Below are 21051 nucleotides of genomic sequence, written 5' to 3'. Positions count from 1 at the left end.
TAGTCATGCGCATCAAACTTCCCAGTATTCCTGCCTTCTGTGCCTACCTCGCACTGTCCTGCCTTTTTGTGACCGCGTGGGTCATCAATCCAGCCAATACGCACTCGTCCTTTGCCCTGATAAGCCCCGTGATGGCCGTGGCCGGTAAAGTAGCCAAGCCCATTTACACCAGCCGTTTCGCCTCCTCCGGGCTCGTCGATTTCGTGCATTCCTCGGCGGTCACCGCCTTGCCCGACGGCAGCCTGATGACGGTCTGGTTCGCCGGCTCGCGCGAAGGCGCAGCCGATGTGCAGGTGCGCTCCGCCCGGTTCGACTCCAAAACCGGCGAATGGGGTGCGGAACAGGTCTTGGCAACTCGGGATTCGACCCAACAGGGCACTCGAAAATACATTCGCAAGTTGGGCAATCCGGTGGTGGCCCTCGCGCCGGATAATCGCGTGTGGTTGTTCTATGTGTCGGTGTCCATGGGTGGCTGGGCCGGTAGCGCGGTCAATGTGATGGTATCCGACGACTTCGGTGAACATTGGTCCGCACCTCGTCAGTTGATCACGTCGCCCTTTCTGAACATCAGCACCCTGGTCCGCTCGGCACCGGTGTTTCATGCCGACGGCTCGATCGGCTTGCCGGTCTACCACGAGTTTCTGGGCAAGTTTGCCGAGTACCTCTACCTGAGCGCAGATGGCGATGTGATCGACAAATTCCGCATCAGCCACGGCATGAATTCTCTGCAACCCACGGTGGTTCCGCTGGACGGACAGCGCGGTATCGCCTTGCTGCGTTACGCCGGCAACACCCATCACCGTGTTCTGGCGACCCGCACTGAAGATGCCGGGCAAACCTGGAGTGAGCCTTATCCGCTCGATCCTTCGAATCCGAACTCTTCGTTGGCGGCCGTGGCAACACCCGAACACGGGTTGCTGGTGGCGCTCAACGATCTGCAGGAGGGGCGCTTCAAGCTAAGTCTGTATGGGACCGACGCCAAGATGGACGATTGGCGCTCGTTGCGGGACTTGGACAAATCACCCGATCCACTGGGCGCTCCGTTTTCTCCCGAAGCCTACAAGGAGATCATCGGCAAAGAGTTCCGCGGGTCCAGCGGCGCACGTCGCCAATCGCTGGAAGCGGAGTTTCTGGACAACCTCGACAACCGTGTCTGTAAAAGCCAAGGCTGTGAATTCGAATACGAGTACCCGTACTTCATCCGCAGTCCTGACGGCATGTATCACTTGGTTTATTCCTGGAACAACACCTTCATCAAGCACGTTACCTTTAACGATGCGTGGCTCAACGAGCGTCTCAAATGATCAGCCTGTGGCAAGCCCATGTCAGCTTCGCAATGATCCTCTTCCTGGTGCTGCCCTCGTTCGGCTTGCCCAGGCCCCGGCGGATCGCGCTGCTGGCCGCGTTGCTGGCAGCCAGCTTCATATCGCTGCAAGGGTTGACCCTGGCCGCGTACTTGCGCAGCTACATTGATGACCTTGCGATCACCACCCTGGTGTTGATGGCGTGGGGCTGTTTGCGTCGGCTGGACATGCTGCCATCGGCGCGGGGCAAAACCGGCGTATTGATCCTCTTCGCCGCGATGGCCGTGGTGCTGTACCCGGCCACCTTGGGCATGAGTGATCTGGACCCCTATCGGTTCGGCTACAGCCCGCGACCCATGCTGATTGTCGTGGCGGTGCTGACACTGGGCCTGTTTTACCTGCGCAATGACCTCGCCGTGTTGATGCTGGCCAGCGCGACCCTGGCCTTCATCGCCGGGATCAAACCTTCGCAAAACTATTGGGATTACCTGGTCGATCCGCTGCTGGGTCTGTATTGCTGCGGCGCACTGCTGATGCTTGCCGTACGCTGGACGTATCGCCGCTCAAGCAAGCGCCGTGATGCAGTGGGCGACGAATTCAAATCCGCTTGAGATTCAACGACTTTTTAACAGGGGAACAGGGATGGGTTGGCTGCACTCGAGACGTTTACATTACTGGCTAGGCGCTACAGCGATTGCGTTTGTGCTGTTTGCACTGCTGAGGGTGGTGTTCTTCTTCGGCTTTTCCGGGTTCGAACCCAAAGCCCTGATCGACACAAAGGGCGTCTGGGAAACCCTGAACATCGGCTTTCGTTTCGATCTGCGCCTGGCCATCCTGACGATGTTGCCGTTGGCATTGCTGGCCTGGATTCCTCGCTGGAACCTGCTCCGCAGCCGACTGCTTCGGCGGATCGCACGCGTGTATCTGGTCGCCGTCCTGAGCGTAATGCTGCTGATCTACATCATCGACTTTGGCCATTACGCCTACCTGGGCGTGAGGATCAACGCCACCGTGCTGCGCTTCATCGAGGATGCGCAAATTTCCCGCGACATGGTTTGGCAGACTTACCCGGTGATCTGGATTTCACTGGGTTGGCTGGCAACGGTCGCGCTCGTGACTCTGGTCCTGGTGCGTCTGGAACGCGTCACGCTGGATCGCCCCCGCAAAATCATTCACCCGATCTCCGCGACATGGGGTGGCGCGTTGATGGTCGTGTTGGTGCTGCTGGGCATTTTAGGTCGTGTCGAAAACATGAACCTTGAGAACCCGGTCCCTTTGCGCTGGAGCGATGCGTTCTTCTCGGGTAACAACCAGATGGCCGCGCTGGGCCTGAACCCGGTGTTGTTCCTCTACGATACGGTCAAAGTCGGCCAGTCGCGCTACGACGAGTCGCAGGTACGTGAGCATTACGCGGTAATGGCCAACTACCTGGGGGTCGAAAAACCTGATCCGCAGACCCTTGATTTTGTACGTCACCAGGCACCACAACCCTACAAAGTACCTGGCTCGCGTCCCCCTAACGTCATGTTCATCATGCTTGAATCGCTGGGGACCAGCGCCGTCGGCGCCTACGGCAACCCGATCAATCCGACACCCAATCTTGATCGCCTGGCCACGCAGAGCTGGTTCTTTGAGCACTTCTATGTGCCGGTGACCGGGACCGCGAAAACCGTCTGGGCCAGCATTAGCGGGGTGCCTGACGTCACCCGACAGGAAACCGCGACGCGTAACCCGCTGATCACCAAGCAAAACACGCTGATCAATGCCTTCACCGGTTACGAGAAGATCTACACCATCGGCGGCAACTCCGGCTGGGCCAATATGAATGCCCTGATTCGGCAAAGCATCGACGGCGTGCGCTTGTTCGAAGAGCGGGACTGGAAATCCCCGGTGGTGGATGTCTGGGGCATTTCCGATCTCGACCTGTTCAAGGAAACCGATCAGATCCTGCAAGCCCTGCCCAAGGACAAACCGTTCTTTGCCTATGTGCAGACGGCTGGCAATCACCGTCCGTTCACGATCCCAAAGAGCAATGACGGCTTCGAGGTCAAGCACCCTACCCTGGCCGAAGTCCAGGCCGCAGGATCGCGCAGCGTCGAGCAGTACAACGCTGTGCGCTTGCTGGACTTCAACCTCGGACGCTTGATGGAAATCGCCAAGGCCGGCGGCTGGTACGAGAACACCATCTTCGTGATGTTCGGCGACCACAACACCCGAATCGCGCAGATCCCGTTCCTGGCACCGGCCTACGAGCAACTGGGCCTGGAAAGCAACGCGGTGCCGATGATCATCCACGCGCCTGGCTTGATCGGGACGCGCAAGGTCGAGGAAGCGGTCGGCCTGGTGGACTTGCTGCCTACCGTGGCGGGGATGGCCGGCCTTGAGTTTCGCAACAGCGGCATGGGCCGTGATATCCAGCAGCCTGCACCCGAAGGTGAACGCGTGGTACCGCTGGTATTGCGTGAGGGAACGTTCCCGCTGATTGCTGGCGTGACTCAACACTACATGGTGCAGATGGAGCACGACGGCAGCTCGCCGACCCTTCACGACCTGGCTTCGATGACGCCGCTGGACAACGTCGCCGAGAAAAACCCTGAAGAGTTCAAGCGCCTGTCGGAGCTGACCCGCGCCATGCATGAAACCTCGAGGTTGATGCTGTACCAGAACGTGCAAAAGTAAGCTCACAGACCTGAAAACCCGCGTCTAAGCTTCAGATAGACGCGGGTCCTCCCCGCGACACCCGTAAAAGACTCTGCCTATCACCCCCCAATACTCCTCCTATTAGCTGACTTCCCAAGTGGGGTCTAACCTGTATCCAGCGCTGGCGGAACAAGCTGGCCGGTTTAGTGCTGATAGGGAGACAGGAATGAGTCCGAAGCTTGACTAGGCCACCCGTGGGCCACCGCACAGGCAACTCGATTGCCGCTGTTCAGAATTCCCGTGTGGTCCAGACAATCAGTTGATCAAACTGCTGGCCCTGCAGCCTATGTCATTGATTTGGCTCGTTGCTATCTAACGCCCACCCCGGGCTGATAGCCGGATGAACACGACCAAAGGTAGCTCGCACATGGCAAATGAATCGAAATGCCCGTTCAATCACGCCGCTGGCGGTGGCACGACGAACCGCGATTGGTGGCCGAACCAACTGAATCTGAAGATCCTGCACCAGCACTCGTCCCTGTCCGACCCCACGGACGAGGGCTTCAACTATGCCGAAGCATTCAAAACCCTGGACTTTGAGGCAGTCAAGCGTGACCTCACGGCGCTGATGACCGATTCCCAAGACTGGTGGCCGGCGGATTTCGGTCACTATGGGCCGCTCTTCATTCGCATGGCCTGGCACGCCGCAGGCACGTACCGCACGGGTGACGGTCGTGGCGGTGCCGGTTCGGGTCAGCAGCGCTTTGCACCGCTCAACAGTTGGCCGGATAACGTCAGCCTCGACAAGGCGCGCCGGCTGCTCTGGCCGATCAAGCAAAAGTACGGTCGTAAAATCTCCTGGGCGGACCTGATCGTCCTCACCGGCAACGTCGCGCTGGAGTCCATGGGCTTCAAGACCTTTGGGTTTTCGGGCGGTCGGCCCGACGTCTGGGAACCGGATGAAGACGTCTACTGGGGCTCGGAAAACAAATGGCTGGGCGGCGACACCCGCTACGGCAAGGACAACGAACCCATGCAAGAGCCCGGCGAAGGCCCACTCGTCGCTGAGCCGGGAGAAAACGAGGAGAGCCGTACCGAACAAGGACGCAACCTCGAAAACCCGCTCGCCGCCGTGCAAATGGGCTTGATCTATGTGAACCCCGAAGGTCCTGAAGGTAACCCGGACCCCGTCGCTTCGGCCAAAGACATCCGCGAGACGTTCGGGCGCATGGCGATGAATGACGAAGAAACCGTGGCGCTGATCGCCGGCGGCCATGCCTTCGGCAAAACCCACGGCGCCGGGCCTGCCGACAACGTAGGTGCCGAACCCGAAGCAGCGGGCCTCGAAGCCCAGGGCTTTGGCTGGAAGAACAGCTTCGGCACCGGCAAAGGCCCGGACACCATCACCAGCGGCCTGGAAGTGACCTGGACCACCACGCCCACCCGGTGGAGCAACAACTACCTGGAGAACCTGTTCGGCTTCGAGTGGGAACTGAGCAAAAGCCCCGCCGGAGCGAACCAGTGGGTCACCAAAAACGGCGCCGGTGCCGGCACCATTCCAGATGCACACGACCCGTCAAAACGGCGCAATCCCACCATGCTGACCTCGGACCTTGCCCTGCGATTCGACCCGATCTACGAGCCGATCTCGCGGCGCTTCCTGGCCAATCCGGATCAGTTGGCCGACGCGTTCGCCCGTGCCTGGTTCAAACTGCTCCACCGTGACATGGGCCCCCTCTCCCGCTACCTCGGCCCGGAAATGCCCAGCGAAGAATTGCTGTGGCAAGACCCGATCCCAGAGGTCGACCATGCCCTGATCAACGACAGTGACGTCGCCGCGCTCAAGAGCAAACTGCTTGCTTCGGGCCTGAGCGTCTCGCAGCTTGTATCGACGGCTTGGGCAGCGGCTTCTACCTTCCGCGGTTCCGATAAACGTGGCGGCGCCAACGGTGGTCGTCTGCGTCTGGCTCCGCAGAAATTCTGGCAAGCCAACCAGCCTGAGCAACTGGGGAACGTGCTGGCGAAACTCGAAAGCATCCAGAGCGAGTTCAACAACAGCGGCAAGAAAATCTCGCTGGCAGACCTGATCGTGCTGGCCGGTAACGCGGGTGTCGAACAGGCGGCGAAAAATGCCGGTCACAGCGTCACGGTGCCTTTCACACCGGGTCGGGCGGACGCCTCTCAAGAACAGACGGATGTCGAGTCTTTCGGCTTCCTCGAACCCATCGCCGATGGCTTCCGTAACTACCTGAAATCCCGCTACAGCGTGTCGGCCGAGCATCTGTTGATCGACAAGGCACAACAGCTGACGCTCACCGCGCCAGAAATGACCGCGCTCGTGGGTGGCCTGCGCGTGTTGAACACCAACGTAGGGCAGACCAGACATGGCGTGTTCACGAAGCAGCCAGAGGCGTTGACCAATGACTTCTTCAAGAACCTGCTGGACATGGGGGTGGAATGGAAACCGACCTCAGAGGCTAACGAGGAGTTTGAAGGACGCGATCGGAACTCTGGCGAAGTGAAGTGGACCGGGACGCGGGTTGATCTGGTCTTTGGCTCTCATGCGCAGTTGAGGGCGCTGGCTGAGGTTTACGCAAGCAGTGACGCGAAAGAGAAGTTTGTTAAGGACTTCGTGGCGGCGTGGACCAAGGTGATGAACCTGGATCGCTTCGATGTGAAGTGATGCATTCGTTGAAGCTGTAAGGGCATGAATGGGCTACCTCGACCCGGTCGATACGGGTCGGGGGAGTCCCTCTGAACTCACTTGCATTTATAGGGTATTGAGTCTTCGCGATCAGAGTGCGTTTCCAGTATCGCGATGGCCTGCGCAGTAAAGCAGTAGCTTTTATCTTCCCGAAAAACGATGACACCCTCTTCACAGAGGCGCTTGAGCACTTCCCGCACGCTGATAAACGGTAACTCGGTGGAAGAGGATTGCAGATAGGAATGCACTCCACGCACACCGATGGGCGTTCCTTCCCTCGCGGCGACCAGCAAGGCGTCGATCACCTTCAAGCGAATAAGGCTGGTGCGCAATCCGTAAAACCGGAGCAGCTCCCGGATTTGCTCATTGATGCTGCGATCGAATTCGAATCCCCGATGAGCAGTCGTCGATTGGAATTTCAAGGGTGCGAGGAACGTCGACGCTGAGTTGTTTAACATTCGAATACTCCTTTTCAGAAACTTTCAGGCATCAAAAAATGCATACGTGGCTATTCGCCAAGCGTTATCGCCAACGACCCGCCTCCATCAGAAATCGACCGTAGCCGACAGCTGCAGCGTCCGCGGATAACCCGGAGAGAACGCGCCATACGAGGCGACGCCTGACCAGTACTCTCGATCAAACACGTTCTGAACCGCCGCGCGGAACGTCGTAGGTCGACCTTCGATTTTGGTGGTGTAGCGAGCACCCGTATCGAAGCGCGTCCAGGCATCCAGCTCCTGGGTATTGGCCTGATTGACGTATTGGCTGCCGGTATAGATTGCACCGCCAGTGAGGGTAAAACCCTCCAGCCATGGCGTGTCCCATTCAGCCCAAAGGTTGGCTTGTACGTCGGGAACGCCCACCGGCTCGTTGCCCCGGTTAGCAGCCGTGGCCGAATCCGTCAGTTCGCCATCGAGGAAGGTCACTCCGCCCATCAAGCGAGTGCCCGGTGCGATTTCCCCGAACATGCTCAGCTCAACGCCGCGGTTGCGTTGTTCTGCCTGCACCGAGAACACGTTGCCTGCGCCAATTTCGCCGCTGGGCTTTTCAATCTGGAACAACGCCAGGGTGGTCATGAACGTGCCATGTTCATATTTGACGCCGACTTCGTGTTGCTTCGACTCATAAGGGGCGAACGTTTCGCCGGAGTTGGCCGCGGTGCCCGGTGCGATATCACCCTTACTCAAGCCCTCGACATAATTGTAGTAGAGCGAAACGTCCTCCCAGGGTTTGACGACTACGCCCACCAGCGGGGTCGTGGCGCTGTCGTCATATTTGGAGCAGATCGAACCTGTCGCGTTGTAGTTACGCGACTCGATGTCCTGTTTCCGCACGCCCAACGTCAACTGGATGCGGTCGTCCAGCACGGACAGCGTGTCGATCAACGCGACGCCGGACAACTCCGACTCGGAAATACGCAGCACCTTTGGCGCGTTGATGAACTGCTCGGGCACCTCCACCGGGTGGTAGATGTTCGAATTGATGGCCGTCCCGTTGTTGATCCCCCGGGACAGTTCGTCCTGATACCGGGTCGCCATCAGCGTGGTCGTGTGGGTGACAGGCCCGGTGGCGAACACGCCGCGCATCCCCACGTCGGCCGTCGAGCGATCGACGTTGAATTTGTAGTAACCGGGAATGTTGCTGGTATCGCCTGCGTCGTTGAGGATTCTCGGCACCTGGTCCGACTTGCGCTTGACGTCTGCCTTGCCGCCACCGGCATGGGCGAACACGGTGACCGCGTCAGTCAGATCATATTCGCCACCCAGCAACGCCGATTGCTCCTTGGTGTCCCCGCACCCATCTCGCGGTGCTGGACGGCGCTGTGAGGGTCGAATTGACGGAAAGCAATCAGGCCGCCCCGTTGATCATCAACGCCGGACAACGCACCGATTTTTCATCCCGCACGTTTGGCCAGGTGAACCCGACAGACCGCTATATCGGTGCCTGGACCCAAGGCATGCTCATGACCGACAAGATGCGCCTTGCGGATTTCGTCGCCGAGCTGGCGCGTTATCGCAAAGGCTTCGTGCGGTGTGATCCGGCCATTGCCGAGCTGCGCATCTCCGGCGCCTTTCCCATCAGCGAAACCCGGCGCACGCTGAATATGCTGGTGCAAACCTACCCGGTACTCGTCACCGGCCACTTGAGCGGCTACTGGGTGACGCTCTCTCCCGCCTGACCTCACGCAAAAAACAATGCTGCGCCGGTGATACTTTTTTTGATCTCAACTGGCAAAGAGAGGAACAACCTTTTCACCTCGTCCATAGGTCACCCATTCATGCTCGTTGCTCGGCCCTTACGGCCGGACCGTTCGCTCAAGCCAATGATTCGCAGTATGTTGCTCAGCCTTGCTCTGACCGCTGCTGCCTGTCCGCTTGCCTTGGCAGCCGTACCGGCGCAACGGGACTTTTCCGTTCTCCATGCTTACAACATTGCGTCCGGGCCGCTTGGTGCAACCCTGTCGAGCTTTGCCGTGGATGCCGACATTGCCTTGTCGTTCCAGCCATCGATCACCGAAGGCTTGATCAGTCCAGGGTTGTCCGGCACTTACTCCACGCAGGAAGCGATCACACGCTTGCTGGCCGGAAGCGGCCTGGAAATGGTTTTACGCGACGACGGCAGCTACACCTTGGTGGTACGCCAGTTGATCCTGGGGAAACCGCGATCAATGGCACCGACCGACGTACCGACAACTTGCCCCCCGTATATCCGGGGGGCCAGGTCGCCAGCGGCGGACGCCTCGGCATGCTGGGCAATACACTGGTGATGGACGCACCTTTCAGCATCAGCACCTACACCTCGACGTTGATCAAGGATCAGCAGGCGATCACCGTGGGCGATCTGCTGGAGCGTGACTCCTCGGTGCGCTCCACGGGCCAGACCGGCGGTATTGTCGATTCGTTTTTCATCCGTGGATTTCCCGTCGGCGAAGGCAATCTCGGTGAACTGGCGTTCGACGGTGTGTACGGTGTGGCGTCCAACTACCGGGTGTTCACCGAGTACGTCGAACGCATCGAAGTGGTGAAAGGCCCCGGCGCCCTGCTCTATGGAATGTCGCCCAACAGCGCCGTTGGCGGCGTGATCAATGTCGTACCCAAGCGCTCCCTCGGCGAGGACTTGACCTGGTTCACGGCCAGTTACGGCATGAATTCGCAGCTCGGTGGCCACTTCGACATAAGTCGGCGGTTGGGTGAGGAGCGCCGGTTCGGAGTGCGGATCAACGGCAGTATCCAGCAAGGCGATACGGCCATCGACAAGCAATCCCGGGACGTCGACATTGGCGCCATCTCCCTGGACTATGAGGGTGACCGCCTGCGTACCACCCTGGATCTGATCAGCCAGAAAGAACAGTTCGACGCAGCATCCCGACCGTTCCTCATCGCACCGGGCGTACCGATTCCCTCTGCGGCCAACGGCCGTACCAGCGTGAGCCAGGACTGGGGTTGGTCAGAAACCCGTGACAAGTCGGCGTTGCTGGGTGGCGAATACGACGTTGACGATGCCCTGACCGTATTTGCCCACGCTGGTGGCGGCAAATCGGATGTGTCGCGCATGTCCGATCAGACCCCGACCATCATCAACGCTGCGGGCGACACGTCTTCAATCCCCGGCTACTACAAATTCGAAGTCCAGCGTTACACGGTCGACGCTGGTGCCCGCCTGCGCTTCGACACCGGGCCGGTCAGTCACAGCACCGCCCTGCAAGTCACCCGTTATCGCGATGAGTTGTCCCGAGGCATCATTTCCGGCCCGGCGATACTGTCGAACATCTAGCACCCAGTCGACCGTCCGGAACCCTCCATCGCCAAACCGGACACGCCGAAAATCTCCGAGAGCGAACTGTCTGGCGTGGCCCTGGCCGATACCCTTTCGGTGCTCGACGAGCGCTTGCAAGTCACCGTCGGTTTGCGCAAACAGAACATCAAGTCCGACAACTACAATGCGGCCGGGACAGTCACAACCTCCTACGATAAAAGCGATACCACGCCGCTGTTCGGCGTCGTCGCCAAACCCTGGGACCACGTGTCGTTCTACTACAACTACATCGAAGGCCTGAGCAAGGGTGACATCGCGCCGTCCGCCGCCTCGAACGCAGGGGAGATTTTTTCACCTTACATCTCCCGGCAACAGGAGGTCGGCGTCAAGGTCGACTACGGCAGCTTCATGTGCACTCTGGCCCTGTTCCAGATCAAGAAACCCAGCGGCGAGCTGTCGTCCGGCAGGTTCTCGGTGCAGGGCGAGCAGCGCAATCGCGGCATCGAGTTGAGCCTGGTTGGCGAAGTTGCCCAGGGCACGCGCCTGCTCGGTGGCGTGACCCTCCTCGATGGGGAACTGACCAAGTCCGGCGTTGCCGCCAACCGTGGCAATAAACCGGTCGGCGTCCCGAACGTTCAAGCCAACCTCTGGGCCGAATGGGACACCCCGTGTATCGAGGGGCTGACGCTGACCAGTGGCGCGATCTACACCGCCAGCCAGTACGTGAACCAGGCCAACACCCAAGAACTTGATGCCTGGACCCGCTTCGATGTCGGAGCACGCTTTGCTACCCGAGTTGCGGAACACCCGACACATTGCGCGCCACCGTGCAGAACGTGTTCGACCGCGAGTATTGGTCGGGCGTCGCGTCCTACGGGGCGTTCTCCCAAGGATCACCACGCACCCTGCTGCTGTCGGCCACCGTCGATTTCTGAAACGTCCGCCCCGGCGCGGCGGCTTGAGCCGTTGTCCGGTCTGGCTTCTGCAAAGGAATACACCATGGTTACCCTCTTTCGACGATCCCAAACCTTCGCTGCGCTGCTGTTCGCAGGACTGTTGGGCCTATCGCTGTGCTCTCTGACGCCACGCCACGCGCTCGCCGCCGACCCGGATCCCGCGCTCGGCACAGTGACCGATTTGCTGGGGCGCAAGGTCAAGGTGCACCTCCCGGTCAGGCGAGTCATTCTCGGTGAGGGCCGCCAGTTGTACCTCGTCGCGGCACTGGATACGCAAAACCCCATTGAACGCATCGTCGGCTGGCGAAAGGACTTGATCCAGTCTGACCCGGACACCTACGGCGCATACCTGCGAAAGTTTCCCGCCATCGCGAAGATCCCGACATTTGGCGGGTTTGAAGACGGCACCTTCGACATCGAGCAAGCGATCTCCCAGCGACCCGACGTGATCATCCTCAACATCGAGGCGCAGCACGCCACCGAGTTCTACAACAGCCCCTACCAGTTCGCGGCCATCCAGCAACTGGCGAAATGGTTTCACCCGACGCTGTTTGCCGATCTGGATCCGGATGCGTCATTGCGCGAACTGCATGAGCGATTTCTGCCGGTGCCTTACGAGCCCGGTTATTTCGTCAGCCTGGACAAGCCTGAGGTGAAGCAATGAGCTCACTGAACGAAACAATGGTCGTTCAGCGCGACACCTACCGTCGATTGGTGCTACGCAAACGTCTGATCCTTGGCGGGCTCGCCGTGTTACTGATGTTCAGCGTGCTGCTTGATCTGGCCCTTGGGCCGGCAAGCTACAGCCTCACTGAGGTGCTCGGCGCGCTGTTTTCGCCGGACACCGCTTCAGCGCAAGTACGGGTGGTGATGTGGGAAATCCGTCTGCCCGTGGCGCTGATGGCCGTCGCGGTCGGGGCCGCGTTGTCGTTGGCGGGCGCACAGATGCAGACGATCCTCAACAACCCGCTGGCCAGTCCGTTCACGCTGGGCATTTCCGCCGCCGCCAGTTTCGGCGCAGCCATGGGACTGGCCTTTGGTGTGGCGCTGTTCCCGCTGGCGGCGCAGTACATGGTGCCCGTGAATGCATTCATAATGGCCATGCTGTCAGCGCTGCTGATCCACTTCCTGAGCATGCGCCGTGGGGTCACCGCCGAGACCATCGTGCTGCTCGGCATCGCCTTGGTGTTTACCTTTAATGCGCTGTTGGCCCTGGTGCAGTTTTTTGCCACCGAACAAGCCGTGGCAGCGGTCGTGTTCTGGACCATGGGCAGCCTGACCAAAGCCACCTGGCCGAAACTCGGGGTTATTTGCCTGGTCATCCTGATCACCCTGCCGATCTTTGCCAAACGCGCCTGGGCACTGACTGCCCTGCGGTTGGGTGATGACAAGGCCGCGAGTTTCGGGATCAACGTACGCCGTCTGCGTTTTCAGACGCTGATCATGGTCAGCCTGCTCGCCTCGTTCCCGGTGGCCTTTGTCGGCACCATCGGTTTTACCGGACTGGTTGGCCCGCACATCGCACGGATGCTGATTGGTGAGGATCAACGGTTCTTCCTGCCAGCCTCTTTACTGACGGGCTCGCTGATACTTTCCGCCAGTTCGGTCGTAAGCAAAACCCTGATCCCGGGCGCGATTTTCCCCATCGGCGTCGTCACGTCACTGATCGGCGTGCCGTTCTTCATATCACTGATTCTCAGCGGGAAGAAAAACTCATGGTGAAGATCCAGCTCGATAACCTCGGCGCTCGTTACGGGCAGCGCGAGATCATTTCAGGCGTCACCACAGCCTCTTTCACGGGTGGTCAGGTGGTTGCCGTGGTCGGGCCGAACGCAGCGGGTAAATCCACCTTGTTCAAACGCATGGCCGGGCTGATTGACGGGCCGGGCCACATCATTCTGCAGGACTCGAAAAAGGGCCACCAGGGCATTAGCTACATGCCTCAGGGCCTGAATGCCAGTGCCCGCCTGACGGTCTACGAATCAGTGCTGCTGGCGCGTAAACAACTGACACCGGGTTGGGTCGTTCATGACGATGAATTGAAACTGGTCGACGAGATCCTCGGCGCCCTCGGGATTACCGAATTGTCCTTTCGTAACCTCGGTGAACTCAGCGGCGGCCAGCAACAGCTGGTGTCCATCGCACAAACACTGGTGCGCAAACCGGAAATCCTGCTAATGGACGAGCCGACCAGCGCGCTGGACGTGCATCGGCAGGTGCAAGTGCTGAATTTCATGAGGGCACTTGCTCGTAAACGCGAGGTTATCGTCTTCATCGCGATCCACGATCTGAATCAGGCGTTGCGCTTTGCCGACCAGGTATTGGTGATCGCCAATGGGACAAGTCAAGGCAGCGGACCGAGCAACGAAGTGATTACCGAGGTGATGCTGCGCACTGTCTACAAGGTCGAGGCGCGGATAGAAACATGCAGTCGGGGGCAGCACCATATCCTGATTGACGATATCGTTTGATCGCGTGAGCCCTCTAACCGATGGGTAGCCGGAAAAGGGAATCCTCAAGTGAGCGTAAATTGAGTTGATCAACCTGCCTTCAATCGAACCCCTCCCGACTCGAAAGGTCTGCTCTATTATTACTTATGCGGAATTAGCTGCCATGTCTGCGCACAACAGCCTTGTTGTACTCGCTCGGGGAGGTTATGCCGCTCGAGGCGTTCTTTACCTGATCATTGGGATCTTCGCGCTGCTGGCGGCTCAAGACTCGACAAAACCGAAGGACGGTCACAGGAGCCTGGAGGCCTTGTTAAGCCAGCCTTTCGGTTATGTTTTAGTCGGGTTAGTGGTGGCGGGCCTGTTTGCCTTCGCCGGTTGGCGAGTGTTGCAAGCTATACGCGACGTTGATCATCACGGTAATAAAATGAAGGGGCTGGTCATTCGGGCAGGGTTGTTGGCGGGAGGTGTAGTCAACGGCGCGCTGGCGTTTTTTGCGTTGGGCTTACTCATTGGCGGCATCAGAAACTCGGGCAATCCCGGGGGTGGGCAAACCAGGGATTTACTGGCGCATCTGTTGTCCTGGGAACACTCGAATGTATTGGTGTACCTGCTCGCACTTGTCCCTCTCGGCGTAGGCATTGCCCATATCATCAAGGGGTGGAAGTCGTCGTTCGAGAAATATTTTGAAGCTGACGAAGACGTCATGCAGTACATCCGTCCGGTGTCACGGTTCGGTCTTATAGCACGTGGTGTCGTCTTTATTGAGATCGCTCTGCTGCTGATAATCAGTGGCTCCCGCTATAAAGCCATGGATCCGCCCGGCATGAAGGAGGCCCTCGATGCTCTGCAGGACCTGCCGGCCGGAGGCGTGATTTTGATGGTGATGGCCTTGGGGTTGATCGCTTTTTCGGTTTACAGCTTGTCCGAAGCCGTTTGGCGCAAGATAAACATGGATGTGCCTGGGGTGCCGAAAGCATAGAGGCATGCTCCATGACTGATCCACTACCCTTCAGTAAGCCCCTTCCCGCACCATCCGTCTGACCTCAGCCTGTATGGCATAAGCCGGCGCCTCCACCGCATCGAAATCTTGTGTGTACCGCTGGGCGAACCCTTCTACCCCCCATTCCTGGAACTGCTGCACATGCTTCAGTTCGTGCGCCCAGAGCGCGATATTCTGTTCTGCGGTTTGAGCGTCCCGGAAGAGGATGATGTCGATCAGCGTCACGGCACCGACATCGGGGTTTTGCAGCATGGCAGTGGCCGCGCTGAATTGACCGTTGTTGCTGACTTTATAGCGCGCGGTATCGAGGACGCTGGGATCGTACCAGTGCAGCAGTTGCTCCCGTATATGCGGTGGAATGGATTGGATGCCGGCGTTGGCTGCTTCAGCGCGGGCTTGGGTCAGCCACAGCGCCAGAGCAGGTGCTGCGATCTGGTAGAGGCCATCAAGCTGGGGGCCGAGCAGTTGCCCAACGTCTGGCAGGCAGGTGCAGCCGTCCAGGCACACTTGTTTCTCGCCCGCTGGGCAGGTGTTGGTCTGGGCTGGCACTTCCAGAGTCAGGCAAAGAACAAACAAAGCCACCAGGCGCGTGGTGATGCGCGGCATTGAACGCTCCAGAGACGGACGCAGCATGAAAAGAGGGTCACAATTGATCGACGACCCGCATAGCTTTAGCGTAGCCCCGAACCAAGCGCCCCCGGGAGGTACTCCGTACCAGTCTTCGGATGTTTTTTGGAGGACAAAACAAAACCCCTACCTGCATACGCAGATAGGGGTTTCGGAATTTAATCTTGACGATGACCTACTCTCACATGGGGAAACCCCACACTACCATCGGCGATGCATCGTTTCACTGCTGAGTTCGGGATGGGATCAGGTGGTTCCAATGCTCTATGGTCGTCAAGAAATTCGGTAGCCAGGTCGTGGGCCTTTTCAGGTTCACGCTCCAGCGAATGGGTATGCGATAGTTTGGTGTTTTGTGAGTATCTCGAACTTTCGGTTCGTTTCGTCTTCACACACCGCAATCTGGCTTTTACGCTCAAATTGCTTGGGTGTTATATGGTCAAGCCTCACGGGCAATTAGTATTGGTTAGCTCAACGCCTCACAGCGCTTACACACCCAACCTATCAACGTCGTAGTCTTCGACGGCCCTTCAGGGGACTCAAGGTCCCAGTGAGATCTCATCTTGAGGCTAGTTTCCCGCTTAGATGCTTTCAGCGGTTATCTATTCCGAACATAGCTACCCGGCAATGCCACTGGCGTGACAACCGGAACACCAGAGGTTCGTCCACTCCGGTCCTCTCGTACTAGGAGCAGCCCCTCTCAAATCTCAAACGTCCACGGCAGATAGGGACCGAACTGTCTCACGACGTTCTAAACCCAGCTCGCGTACCACTTTAAATGGCGAACAGCCATACCCTTGGGACCGGCTTCAGCCCCAGGATGTGATGAGCCGACATCGAGGTGCCAAACACCGCCGTCGATATGAACTCTTGGGCGGTATCAGCCTGTTATCCCCGGAGTACCTTTTATCCGTTGAGCGATGGCCCTTCCATACAGAACCACCGGATCACTAAGACCTACTTTCGTACCTGCTCGACGTGTCTGTCTCGCAGTCAAGCGCGCTTTTGCCTTTATACTCTACGACCGATTTCCGACCGGTCTGAGCGCACCTTCGTACTCCTCCGTTACTCTTTAGGAGGAGACCGCCCCAGTCAAACTACCCACCATACACTGTCCTCGATCCGGATAACGGACCTGAGTTAGAACCTCAAAGTTGCCAGGGTGGTATTTCAAGGTTGGCTCCACGCGAACTGGCGTCCACGCTTCAAAGCCTCCCACCTATCCTACACAAGCAAATTCAAAGTCCAGTGCAAAGCTATAGTAAAGGTTCACGGGGTCTTTCCGTCTAGCCGCGGATACACTGCATCTTCACAGCGATTTCAATTTCACTGAGTCTCGGGTGGAGACAGCGCCGCCATCGTTACGCCATTCGTGCAGGTCGGAACTTACCCGACAAGGAATTTCGCTACCTTAGGACCGTTATAGTTACGGCCGCCGTTTACCGGGGCTTCGATCAAGAGCTTCGCGTTAGCTAACCCCATCAATTAACCTTCCGGCACCGGGCAGGCGTCACACCCTATACGTCCACTTTCGTGTTTGCAGAGTGCTGTGTTTTTAATAAACAGTCGCAGCGGCCTGGTATCTTCGACCGGCATGGGCTTACGCAGTAAATGCTTCACCCTCACCGGCGCACCTTCTCCCGAAGTTACGGTGCCATTTTGCCTAGTTCCTTCACCCGAGTTCTCTCAAGCGCCTTGGTATTCTCTACCCAACCACCTGTGTCGGTTTGGGGTACGGTTCCTGGTTACCTGAAGCTTAGAAGCTTTTCTTGGAAGCATGGCATCAACCACTTCGTGTTCTAAAAGAACACTCGTCATCAGCTCTCGGCCTTAGAATCCCGGATTTACCTAAGATTCCAGCCTACCACCTTAAACTTGGACAACCAACGCCAAGCTGGCCTAGCCTTCTCCGTCCCTCCATCGCAATAACCAGAAGTACAGGAATATTAACCTGTTTTCCATCGACTACGCTTTTCAGCCTCGCCTTAGGGACCGACTAACCCTGCGTCGATTAACGTTGCGCAGGAAACCTTGGTCTTTCGGCGTGGGTGTTTTTCACACCCATTGTCGTTACTCATGTCAGCATTCGCACTTCTGATACCTCCAGCAAGCTTCTCAACTCACCTTCACAGGCTTACAGAACGCTCCTCTACCGCATCACCTAAGTGATACCCGTAGCTTCGGTGTATGGTTTGAGCCCCGTTACATCTTCCGCGCAGGCCGACTCGACTAGTGAGCTATTACGCTTTCTTTAAAGGGTGGCTGCTTCTAAGCCAACCTCCTAGCTGTCTAAGCCTTCCCACATCGTTTCCCACTTAACCATAACTTTGGGACCTTAGCTGACGGTCTGGGTTGTTTCCCTTTTCACGACGGACGTTAGCACCCGCCGTGTGTCTCCCATGCTCGGCACTTGTAGGTATTCGGAGTTTGCATCGGTTTGGTAAGTCGGGATGACCCCCTAGCCGAAACAGTGCTCTACCCCCTACAGTGATACATGAGGCGCTACCTAAATAGCTTTCGAGGAGAACCAGCTATCTCCGAGCTTGATTAGCCTTTCACTCCGATCCACAGGTCATCCGCTAACTTTTCAACGGTAGTCGGTTCGGTCCTCCAGTTAGTGTTACCCAACCTTCAACCTGCCCATGGATAGATCGCCCGGTTTCGGGTCTATTCCCAGCGACTAGACGCCCTATTAAGACTCGCTTTCGCTACGCCTCCCCTATTCGGTTAAGCTCGCCACTGAAAATAAGTCGCTGACCCATTATACAAAAGGTACGCAGTCACCCAACAAAGTGGGCTCCCACTGCTTGTACGCATACGGTTTCAGGATCTATTTCACTCCCCTCTCCGGGGTTCTTTTCGCCTTTCCCTCACGGTACTAGTTCACTATCGGTCAGTCAGTAGTATTTAGCCTTGGAGGATGGTCCCCCCATATTCAGACAAAGTTTCTCGTGCTCCGTCCTACTCGATTTCATGACTAAGAGATTTTCGCGTACAGGGCTATCACCCACTATGGCCGCACTTTCCAGAGCGTTCCGCTAATCTCAAAGCCACTTAAGGGCTAGTCCCCGTTCGCTCGCCACTACTAAGGGAATCTCGGTTGATTTCTTTTCCTCAGGGTACTTAGATGTTTCAGTTCCCCTGGTTCGCCTCTTAAGCCTATGTATTCAGCTTAAGATAACCATCTTATGATGGCTGGGTTCCCCCATTCAGACATCTCCGGATCAAAGTCTGTTTGCCAACTCCCCGAAGCTTTTCGCAGGCTACCACGTCTTTCATCGCCTCTGACTGCCAAGGCATCCACCGTATGCGCTTCTTCACTTGACCATATAACCCCAAGCAATCTGGTTATACTGTGAAGACGACATTCGCCGAAAATTCGATAATACTCAATTAAGAGCAACTCACAAATTTTACCTTAGCCTGATCCGTTACCAGTGAAAGTAACGTTCAGTCTATCTTTCTATCACATACCCAAATTTTTAAAGAACGATCTAATCAAAGACTAGAAATCAATATTCACTTCAGAATATTCATTTCTAAACTCTAACAGCAGAAGCAGTTAATGGTGGAGCCAAACGGGATCGAACCGTTGACCTCCTGCGTGCAAGGCAGGCGCTCTCCCAGCTGAGCTATGGCCCCATACAAAATTGGTGGGTCTGGGCAGATTCGAACTGCCGACCTCACCCTTATCAGGGGTGCGCTCTAACCAACTGAGCTACAGACCCAATTTCGAGCGCGTAACTGTTAGCTGTGAGCTATCAGCTTGGAGCTTAAAGCTGCTTCTATCGTCTTCTTCAATGAATCAAGCAATTCGTGTGGGAACTTATGGAGCAGCTGATGTCGTCGATTAAGGAGGTGATCCAGCCGCAGGTTCCCCTACGGCTACCTTGTTACGACTTCACCCCAGTCATGAATCACACCGTGGTAACCGTCCTCCCGAAGGTTAGACTAGCTACTTCTGGTGCAACCCACTCCCATGGTGTGACGGGCGGTGTGTACAAGGCCCGGGAACGTATTCACCGCGACATTCTGATTCGCGATTACTAGCGATTCCGACTTCACGCAGTCGAGTTGCAGACTGCGATCCGGACTACGATCGGTTTTCTGGGATTAGCTCCACCTCGCGGCTTGGCAACCCTCTGTACCGACCATTGTAGCACGTGTGTAGCCCAGGCCGTAAGGGCCATGATGACTTGACGTCATCCCCACCTTCCTCCGGTTTGTCACCGGCAGTCTCCTTAGAGTGCCCACCATTACGTGCTGGTAACTAAGGACAAGGGTTGCGCTCGTTACGGGACTTAACCCAACATCTCACGACACGAGCTGACGACAGCCATGCAGCACCTGTCTCAATGTTCCCGAAGGCACCAATCCATCTCTGGAAAGTTCATTGGATGTCAAGGCCTGGTAAGGTTCTTCGCGTTGCTTCGAATTAAACCACATGCTCCACCGCTTGTGCGGGCCCCCGTCAATTCATTTGAGTTTTAACCTTGCGGCCGTACTCCCCAGGCGGTCAACTTAATGCGTTAGCTGCGCCACTAAGAGCTCAAGGCTCCCAACGGCTAGTTGACATCGTTTACGGCGTGGACTACCAGGGTATCTAATCCTGTTTGCTCCCCACGCTTTCGCACCTCAGTGTCAGTATCAGTCCAGGTGGTCGCCTTCGCCACTGGTGTTCCTTCCTATATCTACGCATTTCACCGCTACACAGGAAATTCCACCACCCTCTACCATACTCTAGCTTGTCAGTTTTGAATGCAGTTCCCAGGTTGAGCCCGGGGATTTCACATCCAACTTAACAAACCACCTACGCGCGCTTTACGCCCAGTAATTCCGATTAACGCTTGCACCCTCTGTATTACCGCGGCTGCTGGCACAGAGTTAGCCGGTGCTTATTCTGTCGGTAACGTCAAAACACTAACGTATTAGGTTAATGCCCTTCCTCCCAACTTAAAGTGCTTTACAATCCGAAGACCTTCTTCACACACGCGGCATGGCTGGATCAGGCTTTCGCCCATTGTCCAATATTCCCCACTGCTGCCTCCCGTAGGAGTCTGGACCGTGTCTCAGTTCCAGTGTGACTGATCATCCTCTCAGACCAGTTACGGATCGTCGCCTTGGTGAGCCATTACCTCACCAACTAGCTAATCCGACCTAGGCTCATCTGATAGCGCAAGGCCCGAAGGTCCCCTGCTTTCTCCCGTAGGACGTATGCGGTATTAGCGTCCGTTTCCGAGCGTTATCCCCCACTACCAGGCAGATTCCTAGGCATTACTCACCCGTCCGCCGCTCGCCACCAGGTACAAGTACCCGTGCTGCCGCTCGACTTGCATGTGTTAGGCCTGCCGCCAGCGTTCAATCTGAGCCATGATCAAACTCTTCAGTTCAAACATCTTTGGGTTTTTAAGAAACCCTAAACTTGGCTCAGCAATCGTTGGTTACATCTTTGATTTCTCGCGGAGTAACTTGTGATGCTGATAATCTTGTTGACTATCAGTCTGACTCCACAAGCACCCACACGAATTGCTTGATTCAGTTGTTAAAGAGCGGTTGGTTAAGATCTTTCGTCTCAACCGAGGAGCGCACTCTACAGCACGCTCTCTCAAACTGCAAC

10 protein-coding genes, 2 tRNA genes, 3 rRNA genes and 3 pseudogenes are annotated in these 21051 nt (G+C 57.1%); 10 read left to right on the top strand and 8 right to left on the bottom strand.

Annotated elements, in window-relative coordinates; genetic code table 11:
- The first annotated feature begins 5 nt into the window (after nt 1-5).
- From ACYZTM_RS27460 to katG, 4 genes are all read left to right on the top strand, one after another.
- Nucleotides 6-1304 carry a sialidase family protein gene (locus tag ACYZTM_RS27460; RefSeq protein ID WP_131061724.1) on the top strand — a complete coding sequence of 433 codons (1299 nt, stop codon included), beginning with the start codon at nt 6-8 and terminating at the stop codon, nt 1302-1304.
- Nucleotides 1301-1915 (top strand): hypothetical protein, encoded by a 615-nt coding sequence (locus ACYZTM_RS27455; RefSeq protein WP_461985707.1) that lies wholly within the window; start codon nt 1301-1303, stop codon nt 1913-1915. Before ACYZTM_RS27460 ends, ACYZTM_RS27455 begins: the two co-directional genes overlap by 4 nt.
- Nucleotides 1916-1946: 31 nt before the next feature.
- Nucleotides 1947-3983: an LTA synthase family protein gene (locus tag ACYZTM_RS27450; RefSeq protein WP_131061726.1), complete on the top strand. Its 2037-nt coding sequence runs from the start codon at nt 1947-1949 to the stop codon at nt 3981-3983.
- A gap of 388 nt (nt 3984-4371) precedes the next feature.
- Nucleotides 4372-6627 (top strand): catalase/peroxidase HPI, encoded by a 2256-nt coding sequence (gene katG / locus ACYZTM_RS27445; protein ID WP_461985704.1) that lies wholly within the window; start codon nt 4372-4374, stop codon nt 6625-6627.
- Between the two features lie 77 nt (nt 6628-6704).
- Here the strand turns inward: katG and ACYZTM_RS27440 are convergent, their stop codons facing one another.
- Both ACYZTM_RS27440 and ACYZTM_RS27435 read right to left on the bottom strand, forming a co-directional pair.
- Nucleotides 6705-7106: a fe2+ zn2+ uptake regulation protein gene (locus ACYZTM_RS27440; RefSeq protein WP_461985702.1), complete on the bottom strand. Its 402-nt coding sequence runs from the start codon at nt 7104-7106 to the stop codon at nt 6705-6707.
- Nucleotides 7107-7193: 87 nt separating this feature from the next.
- A pseudogene (locus ACYZTM_RS27435) lies at nt 7194-8447 on the bottom strand (TonB-dependent receptor); the annotation flags it as partial.
- On the opposite strand from ACYZTM_RS27435, the pseudogene ACYZTM_RS27430 reads away from it, so the two are divergent.
- The 6 genes and pseudogenes from ACYZTM_RS27430 to ACYZTM_RS27405 all read left to right on the top strand — a co-directional run.
- A pseudogene (locus ACYZTM_RS27430) lies at nt 8438-8827 on the top strand (FecR family protein); the annotation flags it as partial. The pseudogenes ACYZTM_RS27435 and ACYZTM_RS27430 sit on opposite strands and share 10 nt — an antisense overlap.
- Nucleotides 8828-8926: 99 nt before the next feature.
- Nucleotides 8927-11339 (top strand): annotated as a pseudogene (locus ACYZTM_RS27425) (TonB-dependent siderophore receptor).
- A gap of 64 nt (nt 11340-11403) precedes the next feature.
- Nucleotides 11404-12024, top strand: a complete 621-nt coding sequence (locus ACYZTM_RS27420) for a TroA family protein (protein ID WP_131063492.1) — start codon at nt 11404-11406, stop codon at nt 12022-12024.
- Complete coding sequence (locus ACYZTM_RS27415; RefSeq protein ID WP_461985700.1) at nt 12021-13082, top strand: FecCD family ABC transporter permease; 1062 nt, start codon at nt 12021-12023, stop codon at nt 13080-13082. The genes ACYZTM_RS27420 and ACYZTM_RS27415 overlap by 4 nt, the downstream gene beginning before the upstream one ends.
- The gene (locus tag ACYZTM_RS27410; RefSeq protein ID WP_461985698.1) at nt 13076-13831 is read left to right on the top strand and encodes an ABC transporter ATP-binding protein; all 756 of its coding nucleotides are present in this window, start codon (nt 13076-13078) and stop codon (nt 13829-13831) included. Before ACYZTM_RS27415 ends, ACYZTM_RS27410 begins: the two co-directional genes overlap by 7 nt.
- Before the next feature lie 142 nt (nt 13832-13973).
- Nucleotides 13974-14789 (top strand): DUF1206 domain-containing protein, encoded by an 816-nt coding sequence (locus tag ACYZTM_RS27405; RefSeq protein ID WP_461985696.1) that lies wholly within the window; start codon nt 13974-13976, stop codon nt 14787-14789.
- A 30-nt stretch (nt 14790-14819) separates the two neighbouring features.
- Here ACYZTM_RS27405 and ACYZTM_RS27400 read toward each other — a convergent pair whose 3' ends face one another.
- The 6 genes from ACYZTM_RS27400 to ACYZTM_RS27375 form a co-directional block, all read right to left on the bottom strand.
- The gene (locus ACYZTM_RS27400) at nt 14820-15416 is read right to left on the bottom strand and encodes an eCIS core domain-containing protein (RefSeq protein ID WP_131063488.1); all 597 of its coding nucleotides are present in this window, start codon (nt 15414-15416) and stop codon (nt 14820-14822) included.
- Between the two features lie 183 nt (nt 15417-15599).
- Nucleotides 15600-15715: ribosomal RNA gene (gene rrf, locus ACYZTM_RS27395) — 5S ribosomal RNA — on the bottom strand.
- A gap of 154 nt (nt 15716-15869) precedes the next feature.
- A 23S ribosomal RNA gene (locus ACYZTM_RS27390) occupies nt 15870-18761 on the bottom strand.
- Between the two features lie 239 nt (nt 18762-19000).
- Nucleotides 19001-19076 (bottom strand) — tRNA-Ala (locus tag ACYZTM_RS27385).
- A 9-nt stretch (nt 19077-19085) separates the two neighbouring features.
- Nucleotides 19086-19162 (bottom strand) — tRNA-Ile (locus tag ACYZTM_RS27380).
- 123 nt (nt 19163-19285) lie between these two features.
- Nucleotides 19286-20824 (bottom strand): 16S ribosomal RNA (locus ACYZTM_RS27375).
- Together the 16S, 23S and 5S rRNA genes with 2 tRNA genes alongside form the textbook arrangement of a ribosomal RNA operon.
- Nucleotides 20825-21051: the final 227 nt, after the last annotated feature.

It is taken from the genome of Pseudomonas sp. MDT2-39-1 (genome assembly GCF_054898085.1).
This window is presented reverse-complemented; position numbering and strand designations above follow the sequence as displayed.

Coding starts and splice junctions, on each gene's coding strand:
- ACYZTM_RS27460 (WP_131061724.1), top strand. CDS start 6: ATGCGCATCAAACTTCCCAGTATTCCTGCCTTCTGTGCCTACCTCGCA.
- ACYZTM_RS27455 (WP_461985707.1), top strand. CDS start 1,301: ATGATCAGCCTGTGGCAAGCCCATGTCAGCTTCGCAATGATCCTCTTC.
- ACYZTM_RS27450 (WP_131061726.1), top strand. CDS start 1,947: ATGGGTTGGCTGCACTCGAGACGTTTACATTACTGGCTAGGCGCTACA.
- katG (WP_461985704.1), top strand. CDS start 4,372: ATGGCAAATGAATCGAAATGCCCGTTCAATCACGCCGCTGGCGGTGGC.
- ACYZTM_RS27440 (WP_461985702.1), bottom strand. CDS start 7,106: ATGTTAAACAACTCAGCGTCGACGTTCCTCGCACCCTTGAAATTCCAA.
- ACYZTM_RS27420 (WP_131063492.1), top strand. CDS start 11,404: ATGGTTACCCTCTTTCGACGATCCCAAACCTTCGCTGCGCTGCTGTTC.
- ACYZTM_RS27415 (WP_461985700.1), top strand. CDS start 12,021: ATGAGCTCACTGAACGAAACAATGGTCGTTCAGCGCGACACCTACCGT.
- ACYZTM_RS27410 (WP_461985698.1), top strand. CDS start 13,076: ATGGTGAAGATCCAGCTCGATAACCTCGGCGCTCGTTACGGGCAGCGC.
- ACYZTM_RS27405 (WP_461985696.1), top strand. CDS start 13,974: ATGTCTGCGCACAACAGCCTTGTTGTACTCGCTCGGGGAGGTTATGCC.
- ACYZTM_RS27400 (WP_131063488.1), bottom strand. CDS start 15,416: ATGCCGCGCATCACCACGCGCCTGGTGGCTTTGTTTGTTCTTTGCCTG.